The sequence below is a fragment of the Thermococcus sp. genome, from assembly GCF_027066465.1.
Lineage (GTDB): Archaea > Methanobacteriota_B > Thermococci > Thermococcales > Thermococcaceae > Thermococcus.
Genome location: NZ_JAMONU010000071.1, coordinates 1 through 12,998, shown reverse-complemented (window position 1 = coordinate 12,998; position 12,998 = coordinate 1). Strand labels below are relative to the sequence as shown.

Genomic DNA, 12,998 nt, shown 5'->3' with positions numbered 1-12,998 from the left:
AGTTAAATCCGGTTATTAATCAACCATTAGCTTCTTTGATGGTTGTTTGATAACTGAACGTCGCAGAGAGTACTAAGAAATAATTGAAAAGATAAACCATAAGCCTACTTCAAGAATCTGAGGTCACCAAAAACCTTCTCATAAGCATCCTGCAACTCGTCCACAGTATGATGTGAGTAGTGGAGGGCGTTGATGTCATATCTGATAGAATGGCCCATTAAAAGCTTTTTGATTGTGGCGTTGCCATTTCTCCTGTCCCATTCCTGTGCAAAGAACTTTCTCATGTGTTTGGGCCTGAGTTTCTGGTTTCTTAGAGGGCTTTTTCTTCTGAATGGTCTTTGCATTTGCGGAACCGTCGCTAAAGGCTCGTGTAAATTCGGTTTGTAGATTTGAATGTATTCCTGCAGGAGTTCCTGTAGTTCTTCCGTGAGAAATACCACTCTGCTCTGCTTTGTTTTTGTCTGAGAAGTGTTGAGGTAAATTCTGCGGTTTTCTAAATCTATGTCTTTCAGGGGGACTCTGGCCAGTTCGCTTACTCTCATGCCCGTCACAGCCATTAAAAGCATTGCCGTGATGAATTGGTCCTTCTTCCAGTCCTCAAAGCGCCAGCTGAGGTGGAGGGAATCAACCAGCTGTATCAAGTTTTTGATGTCGTCAACCGTTACAATGGTCAGGTCAATGTCTATTTCCTGCGGTGCTTTAAGAGATTCCGCTAAGTCGATTCCAGCTATTCTGAAGAGCTTTTTGAGATAGGTCACGTTTTTGCGGTAGAACGATACCGAGTATTCCCTCCTGATAATCCCAAGATACTCTTTTAGGTCTTTCATCGTGAAAATGTATTTCCCCTGGTGTTCCTTGGCCGCCTCCTTGAGGAACATGTTGATTAAATATTCAACGCTCCTTTTGTGTGCATGGCTAACGCCTTTGGCTTCGAATTCGAGGAATAATCTGTCGATGTCTTCCTCGGTGATTACGTAGTACTGGTTTGGATTCGGAACTTGGAGAAGCCTTCTGTAGTATTCTTGCTTACCACTACTGTGAAAAACGTGTCCGATTGCTGGAAATGCCGATTGAGGCATTTCTATGGCTTCTTCTAAAATAGGCTCTGTAAGGGCTTCATTTAGCGAATAAAGGCTTTTCCGCTTAGCTTTGGATCCCGCGACCCGGGTTCGAATCCCGGCGGGGCTACCATAGAAACTTTTCAAGCAAAAGTTTCATCAAAGTTTGTAACTCCTTTTTAGAGGCCGAATCCTAGATGATTTTCTCTCATTAAATGGTTGTTTCAAGTGTGAGAACTTTTTCAAATTGTCCCTTGGCTGTGGGTTTACCTTTAAATCGACGCCCGAAGGGCGTCAGGAGAGAATAAACCCATTTCAATAGACTTTTTCAAAGTGTCCTCGCCTGAAAATGAACATTTGGCGTGTAAAATCGGCTTGTATGGACGTTCTTCATGAGGAGCTACTAACTTTTAGTGAAGCTTTTTCCAAAAGCTTCAGCGCTGGTGGAAGGTTAAGTGCTTTTTCTAAAGGCTTGTGTGAGTATTTTACTTTACAAACGGCACCCTTTGGGCGCCAATATGAAGTTGAAACTACTTGAACGGCTTCATGTAATGCTAAACCCCAGTCAAGATTGCACTTAACTAGTGCACGACTGATTCCTGCCCGTTGGAGAGAAGGGCGTTCTTTTCGCCAACATTTCTTAAAGGCTAAACGTGAAGTTTCACCAAAGTTCGTCATTCCTTTTTGAAATGCTGTGGCGTCTTTGTAGGAATGAGGCAGTGAATTTATCACCTCTTGTCACGTCTACCTCTTTTTGTATTCCCCAATTTTTCTTCTTTTGAATCTTCATCAACAGAGGAAACAAAAAGAACATCATCCAAAAACAATTTTATGAAAAACATTAGGAGAAATCCGGAGATTAAGATAACTTTTGATTGAACGATTAGGAGAAAAGAGCACAGAGTTATTAGCACACCTAGGATTACTGATTTAATTCTATAGCATAGAACAAGGAGAAACGTCACAAGAGCTATAATCAGAAAAATCCAATCATGAGACGAAGAAAGCCCACTCTTAATAAGTCCAACAATGCAAAAGACAGCTATGCTAACTGCCATTCCCAAGTATTCCCACATATTCTCAGGAACGTCCGAAGTGAGAGACAATTTTAGTTTTAGGCTCTCCTCAGACATATAAATGGAAAATATAAACAGGAAGAACGCAACGCTAAATAAAGCTATCACGCGTGGAAGACTGATGATAAAATCTTCGGAATTATCTGATAGATACCTCGTAATTACAATTGAAACTGACAGAGCTAAAAAAGCATCAAGAAATGCACCAGCAATTTTGTTCATCCCATTGTTTTTGTTTGAGGAATACACGTGACCTAAAGCGAACGACATAGCCATGAACATTGAGAAAACCGCTACAAAGACATATTCATCCTGTATCCCACTATTCTTGAGCATCTCCGACACAACAGTTGCTATTATCGTAGCAACCGCAATAAAGAAACTGAAAACGTTAATAGGGTCCGGATTATTTTTATCGTCAGTCATTAATCACCACCGTCTTCACTGTCTATCAAAACGCAAACTCCTCCACGCTGAACTGCTCGACGACCCTCTCAAAGTCGCTCTCTGGCGCGTAAACGAAGCCACAGCGGGTGCACTTCAAAACGCCGTTCTCCTCCACGAGTGGAGAGAAGCAGACCGGACAGCGGTACTCCTCTCGCTTCAAAGAGTCATAAACTTCATCCCTCATGACGAGCAGGTTAAGGTCACTCTCCCAGTCCTCGTGGAGCATTCCCCAGTAGGGGGTCTCGACGGGGTAGAAGTCCTCGAGGATTAGGGCCTTAATCCCTATCCCTCTAATTCCTGGCGGAAGCCTCTCGGCCGGCTCGATGGAAACGACGAACTGGTCGTAGAACTCGATGTTTTCGGCCCTAACGGTTAAACCCCTTGACAGCCTTGAGCGGAGCGGAATCACCTGGAGGAACAGGTTTTCCCGCTCGACGTCCCAGCTCGCGCTTATTGAAACGCTTCCCTTAACGAAGAACTGGGTTATCGAGCGCTCGTCCCGCTCCTCCCCAGCGAAAGAAAAGCCCAGCTTTCTCATCGCCCTTCCGAGGAAGTTCGGCCGGGGAAGCTTTCCATAGTTAATCAGATACTCCCCTATCCACCCGGCTAAGGGCATGGAGTAGCCGACGAAGGCCTGCCTCTCGACGCGCAGGTAGGCAACGCTGGGGAGGAGCTTGAACTGGTCGAGCATCGGAAGAAATAGGTGAAGGGACTATAAATAGCTAACTCCCGAAGAACTCGTCGAGGCTTATGCGTCTCTTCCGCTTTGCCTTCGCCTTCTCCTTCTTGACTTCCTTCTTGAGGTCTTTCGACTTTTCGGCCTTAGATTTCTTCTCCTTCCGGGCCTCGCTCTCGGCCTTTTTCTCCGCCTTCCCGTTCTTCCCGTTGAAGCCATCTAGATAGCCGTTCTTTCCGTTCGAAGAGCCGGTGCGCTCCTTAATCATCTTCTCGCAGACGTCTGCCGAGAAGCCGAGTAAGGTCCTCTGCTTTTCGGGCAAGACCGTCTCGAAGAGCGTCTTTATGTCCTTCTCCGTCAGGCAAATCCTCTGCCGCGTGTAGTCCTTGACCTTATAGCGGGTAACCAGCATCTTCGCAGTGGGCAGGTACTTTTCCACCGCGCCTTTGCTCACCGTCAGGACGATTTTTCCACCGCACTTGGGACAGCGCCCGATGAGCGGAAGCCTCCGATATTTCGTGTTGCACTTCACACAGCGGAACTCCTGCCTCGTGAAGCTCCTCAGGTTGCCCCTCAAATCTGGAATCAAGTGGGAGTTGAGTATTGTCTCAGCAACGTGATGCTCATCGACCGCGCGAATGCGCTCCGCCAAAGCGAGCTGTCTCTCGACCTTCTCGACCATATCGCCGAGCTGTTTGTACAGGCTCATCTTCGGGCCGAGGCCGATGTCGTCGGTATCGTGGGTGAACTTTATGCCCTCGTACATCTCCGGCCTGCCGAGTCTATCTTCAACGCGCTCGATGAACTTGATTTCCTTCGGCGATTTCATCTCGTAGGTGGCCTCATAGAACTCAAGGGGATAATAGCGGACGACGTCCATGTTGTGAACCTCGCTGTCCACCTCACGCGGGTCGAGCCTCGTCGTAACGACCAGCGGTGCGTCCATCTTTCCACCGCGTTTTTCGGGGAGGTAGTACTTGCTGAAGTTTAGGAGCGCATCGAGGAGGAGCATGACAGCGTCCTCGTCGCCGTCGCAGTTCCTCCTCTTCGCGGCGTGATAATACGGGTGCGCATAGCCGACCAAAACGTCGGAGAAGCCGATTATCCTGCCGATGATTCCGGCAGAGGTGTGTGGGGCAAGACCTATGACGAGGTGGCCTATCAAATCCTCCATCTTCTCGGCGTTGTAGAACCTCGGCAGGCCGTAGAACTTCTCGAGCAGGTCGTCAACGAAGCGCGCGACCTTGAGGAGGTATTTTCCTGCCGCGTAGGAGAGGATTATGTCCTGAACCTTCAGCTCGACTATCTGGTCGTCCCGTTCAAGCGGTTTGCCCTCGAAGTCATGCGTATAGCCGAGCTCGCGAAGCTTTTCAACGCTTACACCGATTTCCTTCGGCTTGAAGTGGGTTATTGGAGCATCTGTCGCGTCGAAGCGGATTGTGCCGTCCTTGAAAACGTAGACGTCGTTCTTAACCCTCAGGAGGCCCTTTTCGAGGGGTTCGGCCATTTTGTAGCCCGATGTCATACCCTTGACGCCCTTGAGCCTGTCGATGCCGTAGACCTTGACGTTGTCCATAGCCCGTTTCAGGAGTTCGGAGGGCTTTATCTCCCTCTGTGCATAGGGCTTCAGCTCGACGTCACAGCGCGGACAGCGGAAACCGAACTCCTTCGCCTCGCTCTCTGGATAATCGACGTTGCACTTGGGGCAGTGCCAGAGGAGCTCCTTCCTCGTCCCGCAGACCGGACAGAGGTGCTCCGGACCGGTATGACCGCACTTAGGACACTTGAAGAAGGCTATCTCGACCTTAGCTGTTTTTCCTTCCTCCGCGGCCTTTTTAATGTCCCTGCTCGGACCTCCCGCAAGACCAATCGGGAAGAGCACCTGGACCGGGGGCTTCATCTTCCTCTCCTTGGCCTTCTCGGGCCTGCCCATTCTGGCCCCTATCCAGCTTATTCCCCTGTCCCGAATCTTTATCGGGTTGTTCTCGTTGATGACGTCGATGACCGTGAAGAAGGGTTTGGCTTTAAACTCCCACTCAAGGTTGCCGAGGGGAATTAATAGCGCGGCGCTCCAGGGGTAGTCAACGACGATGACCTTTCTCCCCCCCTCGGCCCTCTCGAGCCTGTGGGGCAGACCGAGGAGCTCAAGGTAGCGCTTAATCTGTGGGTCGTTTTCGAGGATTATCTTCTTCGCGAACCTCAGCTTCCTGAACTCGCCCCACTCGATTTGGGCGTTGAGGAGGGCCTTTTGAAGTTCCTCCAATTCCTCAGGCTTCAGCGTGTTCCAGTAAAGGGTGTAGTAGGGGTGGAAGGGTATATCGAGGACTTTCGAGAGATGTATTGCCAGCTCAACGCTCGGCCTAACCCTGAGCGAGTCTCTCAAAAGGCTCTCAAGGAAATCGGGGTCCACTTCAAGGTATTCGGCGGCCTCTTCAATCGCCTCGCGCGGGTTGTCGGAGAACGGCTTTAGCTCCACCTCGTAGAGCTCCTCGATTGCCTTAACGAGTTCCTGAACCCACCACTCCTCAACGTAGTTGGCAGGCAGAAGCGTCTGGTTGTTCTCGACGAAGTCTCCGAAGTTGATGAGCGCGTCGCCAACGTATAGAATCTCCTCAACTTCGTTTTTAACCTTAAGAGCCGTCTCGTAATCGTCAACTTTTACGACGCTCCCGTCCTTGAGCTTGACTATAGGGCCTTCCACCGTTGTCGCTGGGGTAACGATACAGCCCTTTCCGGGCCTCTCGGTTTTCATCTGCGTGCCGATAGCTATGAACTCATCGAGGATTAGCATCGTGGCCGGGTTAACGCTCCACGTCGCGAAGCCGCTGACACGACTCCTTCCATAACGCAGGCGGAAGCCACCGTTGGTCGAGGGCTCGGCGAAAAGGGGCCTGCCGCCGATTATCTCCTTCGTGTACTTCTTGTTCGGGGCTATGTTTGCCCTAAACTTCTCGTAAAGCTCGTAGTAGAAGCCCTTCTCGACCTTCTCGGCGACTTCCTCTTTAGTTGAATCCTCGGCCTTGGATTCGTCGGCCTTAGGCTCCTCGGATTTGCCCTTCTCCTTGGCCTCGACGAACTCCTTTATCCAGTCCCAGCCTTCAACTCCCATCTTATCTATGTACTTGACGAGCTTCTTGGCCTTCTGGAGAACACCCTCAGCCAAAACGAGAATAGCCCCACCGCGCAGGTGGTTGGTCTCGACGCCGGGAACGTTCCTGTGACTCACTTCCACCTTATCGGTCTCCTCACCGGTTATCTCGATGGGGATGTTCCTCATCGCGAGCCTTACCTCATCGGCTTCCGGATGGTACTGCAGTCTCGTAACGGCGCGGTGGTAAAGGTCGACCTCCTCGACCATCCTCTCAATGTGCTCCTCGCTCGGCTTGAAGCGGTCGAGGCCGAGCTTTTTCCTCACGTAGTCGCCGACGAGGACGCTCAGGGCCTGCGCCGTTCCGCCGGAGCTCCTTATCGGACCGGCGTAGTAGAGGGCCAGGTATTCAGAATTGTCGGCCCAGGTGTTGCGCTTGATTTTGACGTCAGCGATTCCCTCAAGCGGGGCGGAAACGATGCCCTCCGTGAGTATCGCGAGGGCGGTTCTAACTGCCTGCTCCGCGTACTTCTCCTTGCTCCCCAAATCACCGAACTTGCCCTCGATGATTTCATCAACAATCTTCAGCGCGGCCAGCTCCTTACCGTACTCCTTGACCAGCTCCCTAATCCTCTCGGCTACCCCCGGAGGACCGACGAGGCTCTCAACACGGCCGGCCATATCGGTTGCCTGAGGAACCTCAACGTCCAGACTGGGGTCCTTCCCCTGAGAGCGGGCTTTCCTCGCTATCTCGTAGGCCCGGTCAATCTCGCGCTGAAGTGATTCGAAGTATGCCTTCATCTCGGGTGAGTAGAGCTCCTCTCCCATTCAAACCCCCTCGCAGAACTGCTCGAAGCTTATAACCGCCCTCAAACGGGCCGTTTCAACGTCTATTATCGGGACGCGTGCCGGAGTGGGAACTATGTTGACCATCTTCTGGAACTCGGTCTGGGCCTGCCATGTTCCGCTGTTGATGACGAAAACTCCGTTGTAAATCCTGTACTCCATGACGTGAACGTGACCGGCCTGGAACAGGTCCGGAACGCTCTCGATGACGAGGGTATCCTCGGGGTCAGGGGCTATGGGAACCTTGTTCCCGAAGGTCGGCGCGAGGTGCCTTAACTTGAGCAACTCGACCATCGCCTCCGCAGGTCTGTGGTGGGTCCTGTTGGGAACGAAGTCAACGACGTCCTCTATGCCCCTCCCGTGGGCGATGAGGAACTCCCTGCCGTGAAGCTCTATCACGGCGGGGTTGCTTATTATCACGGCGTTCTTGAGCTTGTATATCGGCTTAGCGTACTCCTCGTAGAAGCCGGGCTGTGGGAGGGCCATTCTTGCTGCATCGTGGTTGCCCGGGCCGATGAACATGGTTATATGGTCAGGAACGTTGCGGAGGAGATTGGCCAACGCCTCGTACTGGTCGAAGATGTCTGGGATGGCCAGCTCGTTGTACTGGCCGGGGTAGATGCCGACGCCGTCAACGACGTCACCGCCGATTATCATGTACTTAATCCTGCTCACGAGTTCTTCCTCGGCCCTGCTGTTGACCTCACCGTTGAGCCATTCGAGGAACTTCTCGAAGGCCTTCTCGCAGAACTTGTTCGAGCCGACGTGAATGTCGCTCAGCAGAACCGCGTAGACCTTCTCCTCCAGGGGAGGCTTCTGCTTTCTGAACTTCGGCACATCGGGAAGGAAGACGCGGTTGGCGAAGAAGATTCCCCTGCCAGGCTGACCGCGGAAGGCAACCACAGAATCCGGCATTATCGTGTTGTAAGCTTGAGCCGCGTTCTCCCTGTCCCTACCGAGGAAGACCTTAATCCGCCCGGTGGCATCTTCCACCTCGAACATGTAGCCCTTCGTCGTCTCGCGCTTGTCATTGACGAGGCCGATTATGGTAACTTCATCATCCCGGATATAGCCGAGCTTTGCTATATCAACAACACTTCCAATTTCCGGGTTCTCGCGGAAGATTCTGCGCATCTTCCTGAGCCTTGATTTAAAGTAGCTCGAATAGGCTTGGATTATTATCTCCCCTTCCCTGCTGGCGACGTTTTTGACCTTGGGCGCTTCAAACTTTACGTTTTTGACATCAAACTTAACCGTCCAGTCATCGGGAATGTCCTTGGCACGGTAGTAAAAGCCCTCTTTGGGTCGTATAACAACATTCTCATACGTGGAGTAAACCTTTTCCCCTTCAACCTCCTCGCCAACGTACGCTATGGGAATCCCGTAGTCACCGTAGACGATTTTTGGCTTCACACCGTTTCCGTTCTCATCATTCTCGTAGTACTCCTCGCTATCGGTGTAACCCCCGTAGCCGTTGCCGTTAGAGGGTTCGGCTTCCAGTGGAAGTGAGTCCTCAACCGATGAGGACTCATCTAGGGGGCCGATTGTCATGTCCTCGGATTCCCCGGATTCAGGCACTCCAATGGAAACAAAACTCTCCCCCTCAGAAATCTCGCTGGAGATTTGTTCTTCAACAAGATTAGAGGTAGAAGATTGCTCCAATTCAGGGACAGTTCCAGTAGAAATCGAAGTCTCGCCAACAATTTCGGCTGGTTCAACGCCTTCTTCCCCAGAAGAAGCCGTAAAAACTTCGCTTTCCACGACATCTCCAGCGGAAATAGAACCCGATGCTTCCACGGATTCAACGTTTTCAGAAGAAGGAATTTCTTCGGGCTGAGAAGCCATAACAGTTTCAGAAACGGGAGTTTCAGCCGATTCAGCAAAGTCCTCATATATTTCCTCCTGAGAGACCTCAAGAGGCCCTTCTTCAGAGACCTCAACAGATGTCTGCTCAGTGAGTTCTCCAGTGGAAAAGAGACCCTTCTCGACGAGGAAGGCCTCCGCTATGGAGGAGTCTATGACGAAGGTCCCCCGAGCTTTGGCGAACTTTATCAGCTCAGCCAGAGTGAAGTCCCTCTTGTAGTGGGGTTCGAGGAGGTAGTAGGCGGAGGGGGTTATCAGGTAGTTGTTCTTGATTAAATCCTCAATCAGCATCAGAACAACCTCCTCTGCTTGGAGAGGGTGAGCGTGAGCAGGCTCCTAACCTGCTCGTCGTGGCGGTAGATGTTCTTCACCATGTAGGGGGTGACGTTTAGCCTTATCTCCTTTGTTCTGCCGTAGCGACCCTTGCTCACGACCTTAGCGTTGATTATGCCGAGCATATCAAGTTCGTTTATAAGGTCACTCACGCGCCTCTGGGTGAGGGGTTCGACGTCAAGGTGGTCGCAGAGGGACTTGTAGACGGAGTAAACGTCGCCGGTGTTGGCTGGTAGCTCGCCATTCTCGTCGAGCATGACTATCGCGTAGAGGAGGACCTTCGAGTGGAGCGGGAGGGTCTTTATGACTTCCTCCATCGTGTCCTGCTCAATCTTCTCCTGCGCCTTCCAGACGTGCCTTTCGGTTACCTTGCTCGCCCCCTCGCGCTCCGCTATTTCACCAGCGACGCGGAGCAAATCCAAAGCCCTCCTCGCGTCGCCATGCTCGCGAGCAGCCAAAGCGGCACAGAGAGGAACGACCGCATCGTCGAGTACACCATCGTAGAAGGCCTCCTTTGCGCGCTGCATGAGGATGTCCCGGAGCTGGTTGGCATCGTAGGGCGGGAAAACGACTTCCTCCTCGCTCAAACTTGAAAGAACGCGGGCATCGAGATACTCTTTGAACTTGAGGTCGTTTGAAATGCCGATTATGCTGACCTTCGCCCTCGAGAGCTCGGTGTTTATCCTCGTGAGGGAGTAGAGTATGTCGTCCCCGCTCTTCTTGATGAGCTTGTCTATCTCGTCCAGAACGATTATTACAAAGCGCTCCTTCGCGTCTATAACCTCTTTCAGCTTGGCGTAGACCTCATCGGTCGGCCAGCCGACGAGGGGAACCTCCACACCGCTCTCCGCTTTAAAGTGGTTGACTATCCTCGCGAGAACGCGGTAGTGGGTGTCGACTATCTCGCAGTTGATGTAGATGACCTCGACGGGAATGTTGTACTTCTCGGATATCTTCTTTAGCTCCTCGGTTACGAACTTCACTGTCACGGTTTTACCGGTTCCGGTCTTGCCATAGACTAAAACGTTGGAAGGAGTTTCACCCCTTAAAACAGGAACAAGGATATGAGCTAGCTCGTCAATCTGCTCGTGCCTGTGCGGAAGTTCCTTTGGCGTGTAGCTGTGCCTCAAAACTTCCTTGTTCTTGAAAATCTTCTTGGCGTGGAGGTACTTCTCGAATATTGAGTTCAAGTAGCCATCACTGTCCATGGTCTCACTCTCCACAGGAAACACAGGTTCAGATGTTAATTAGCGTCAAAGATTTGATTTATATCCAACATGATGTCAAATTTATTCGGCAATATTAGGCTATTCTAGATATATTTTTCGATCTAATTTGAACATACGACACAGTTCCACCCGAAGCACCGGATACAGTGGAAAGCATAGCCTACTGCGCGGGCCGGGTTTATATGCCTTGTTGAACAGAGAGATGTAAAAATATGCCAAAGAAAACGGCCTTCAGAATCACAAGTATTCCCTCTCATCCTCAAGCCCCAAAAGAATCCTCTGAAGCAGTTTTTCGGCCTCCTCCCGCGGCATCCCAACTTTAACGGTCAGAAAGGCCAGCAGGTCATCCTTCGTGGCCCCCTTCTGAAGACGTTCGTAAACCATTGCCAGAACCCTTTCCTCAAGGGCACGCTGGAAGCTTTCTTCCAAGTTGAGAGCGGAAACCGCCGAGAGGAGACCCCAGAGGAGTGCAGACAGGGCATCGTTAAACTCGTCCTTGCCAAGACTCTTGAGGTCGAGGTCGACGGCGAGGTACACGTCATCGTTCATTCCAGCGAGAATGAACTTCATAAGCTTCACTTCGGCGTTCAGTCTGAGGAGGGCGTGGTATATCTTGAGCTTATCATCGTTGGATAAGGTGTACGTTTCAAGCCCCAGCGGAGCGAGCAGACGAACAAAGCCCTCTTCAAAGGACAGCATGAGGCTAAAGGGCATTCTCGGGTGCTCGGCTATATAGAGGTTCGGCTCAACGGCCCTCACCTCCCATGGGAGGTCAACGATATCGTTTGCATCATCTCTACCGGAGCGCAACCAGTTAAGGAGTGTTTCGGGTGTTTCCACGGGAAACCACCACTAGAAATAGGCATCAACAAAATTAAACTTTAGGGTATCCACTGGAAATCGGACAAAGGAGTAAACAGCTATGTTCATCATAACTTTAAATTTGTAAAGTCTATGCGGCGAAAAACTTTGCTTCCACTGAAGGAAAAATGAACTAGTATGTCCACAACAATGTGAACATTACAGCACAGAAGAGTTCATTATCAGTAAACAAAATCACTTAAAAAATATTAATTGTTAAGCACTTTTATACCCCCAGGGAGTTTTGTTTCCACTGGAACCGGCTTTTGGCTACTCCCAGTTTGAATTGCTTTGAGAGGTGATAAACTCCCCCGTTTTCTATTTATCATCTAATAGATATACTTTTCGGTAAACATTGTTCAACAATTTTGAATGTTCACAGCTGTAATATGATTATTGTGCATTCAGCATAAATTATTAATGAACGCAATCTAAGAAAACAACGTAAACAAAATTTGCTCTCTCTTTTTGCATCTATCAAAGTGCTTGAGACCGTCCTTTCTCCGAAAGTGGGTTCCAGTGGAAATAAAACTCTGGGGGGTCTTTTCGATGTAAATCGAAAAAGACCTTTATTTCCACTGGAAAACGACTCTCCGTTGTAATCATTAGCTTTAGTAATTCAAAGACGGAGTGGCTCCCTTGTTTGCCGGGCATCTGAAACGCAAAGCCGGGTGTTTCAGTCCTCAATTTCCACTGGAAAGCAGTAATCTACTAACCGTGTTTATCTTTTTCAGTATTTTCTGGTGTTTTCAGTAAGTATTGTCCGAGTATTTCCCTTTTTTGCCTGAAACAACGAAAATCTTAAAAGATAGGGGTTCCCCCTTGGATGGGCAAAAAGTATATAATCCCCCTAGATTTACTAACAACAAAGGTATTGGGTGGTTGTTATGGTGAAGAGGAAGGCCGTTGATGAGGTTAAAGAGCTCGATGAGTTCGAAGAACTTGAAGTGGCCGAGGACTCATCCCCCCCAGCTAAAAAATCTACAAAAGAAATCAAAACCCTTGAGGATTTGCCGGGTGTTGGTCCTGCAACCGCTGAAAAACTGCGCGAGGCCGGTTACGATACAATAGAGGCCATAGCCGTCGCTTCACCGCTCGAGCTTAAAGAGATAGCGGGGATAAGCGAGGGTGCCGCGCTGAAGATAATCCAGGCCGCCAGGGAAGCCGCCAACATCGGAACCTTCATGCGCGCCGACGAGTACATGGAGAAGCGCAGGACGATAGGGAAGATTTCCACTGGAAGCAAAGCCCTCGACAAGCTCCTCGGCGGCGGTATAGAGACGCAGGCCATAACCGAGGTCTTCGGTGAGTTTGGAAGCGGTAAGACCCAGCTCGCGCACACTCTTGCCGTCATGGTTCAGAAGCCGCCCGAAGAAGGCGGCCTCGGCGGTTCGGTGATATGGATTGACACGGAGAACACCTTCAGACCCGAGAGAATACGGCAGATAGCCGAGGCGAGAGGTCTTGACCCCGACGAGGTCCTGAAGAACATCTACGTGGCGAGGGCCTTCAACAGCAACC

The 12,998-nt window shown here is 50.6% G+C and carries 8 protein-coding genes; 1 reads left to right on the top strand and 7 read right to left on the bottom strand.

Features of this window, described 5'->3' with window-relative positions:
- Positions 1–104 precede the first annotated feature (104 nt).
- The 7 genes from MVK46_RS03240 to MVK46_RS03210 form a co-directional block, all read right to left on the bottom strand.
- Positions 105–1,205 carry a site-specific integrase gene (locus MVK46_RS03240; protein WP_297535217.1) on the bottom strand — a complete coding sequence of 367 codons (1,101 nt, stop codon included), beginning with the start codon at positions 1,203–1,205 and terminating at the stop codon, positions 105–107.
- 581 nt (positions 1,206–1,786) lie between these two features.
- The gene (locus MVK46_RS03235; RefSeq protein ID WP_297535216.1) at positions 1,787–2,560 is read right to left on the bottom strand and encodes a hypothetical protein; all 774 of its coding nucleotides are present in this window, start codon (positions 2,558–2,560) and stop codon (positions 1,787–1,789) included.
- 25 nt (positions 2,561–2,585) lie between these two features.
- Entirely contained in the window at positions 2,586–3,272 is a 687-nt protein-coding gene (locus tag MVK46_RS03230; RefSeq protein ID WP_297535215.1) for a hypothetical protein, read from the bottom strand.
- Positions 3,273–3,303: 31 nt separating this feature from the next.
- Entirely contained in the window at positions 3,304–7,173 is a 3,870-nt protein-coding gene (locus MVK46_RS03225; RefSeq protein ID WP_297535214.1) for a DNA-directed DNA polymerase II large subunit, read from the bottom strand.
- Entirely contained in the window at positions 7,174–9,345 is a 2,172-nt protein-coding gene (locus MVK46_RS03220; protein ID WP_297535213.1) for a DNA-directed DNA polymerase II small subunit, read from the bottom strand.
- Positions 9,345–10,595, bottom strand: coding sequence for an ORC1-type DNA replication protein (locus tag MVK46_RS03215; protein ID WP_297535212.1), 1,251 nt, complete (start codon positions 10,593–10,595; stop codon positions 9,345–9,347). Before MVK46_RS03215 ends, MVK46_RS03220 begins: the two co-directional genes overlap by 1 nt.
- A gap of 258 nt (positions 10,596–10,853) precedes the next feature.
- Positions 10,854–11,456, bottom strand: coding sequence for a DNA-binding protein (locus tag MVK46_RS03210; RefSeq protein WP_297535211.1), 603 nt, complete (start codon positions 11,454–11,456; stop codon positions 10,854–10,856).
- A gap of 908 nt (positions 11,457–12,364) precedes the next feature.
- On the opposite strand from MVK46_RS03210, the gene radA reads away from it, so the two are divergent.
- A partial coding sequence (gene radA / locus MVK46_RS03205; protein WP_297535210.1) for a DNA repair and recombination protein RadA occupies positions 12,365–12,998 on the top strand: 634 nt, incomplete at its 3' end.

Bases quoted from the DNA above. Each gene is read 5' to 3' on its own strand.
- MVK46_RS03220 (WP_297535213.1), bottom strand. From the start codon at position 9,345: ATGCTGATTGAGGATTTAATCAAGAACAACTACCTGATAACCCCCTCC.
- MVK46_RS03215 (WP_297535212.1), bottom strand. From the start codon at position 10,595: ATGGACAGTGATGGCTACTTGAACTCAATATTCGAGAAGTACCTCCAC.
- MVK46_RS03235 (WP_297535216.1), bottom strand. From the start codon at position 2,560: ATGACTGACGATAAAAATAATCCGGACCCTATTAACGTTTTCAGTTTC.
- MVK46_RS03230 (WP_297535215.1), bottom strand. From the start codon at position 3,272: ATGCTCGACCAGTTCAAGCTCCTCCCCAGCGTTGCCTACCTGCGCGTC.
- MVK46_RS03225 (WP_297535214.1), bottom strand. From the start codon at position 7,173: ATGGGAGAGGAGCTCTACTCACCCGAGATGAAGGCATACTTCGAATCA.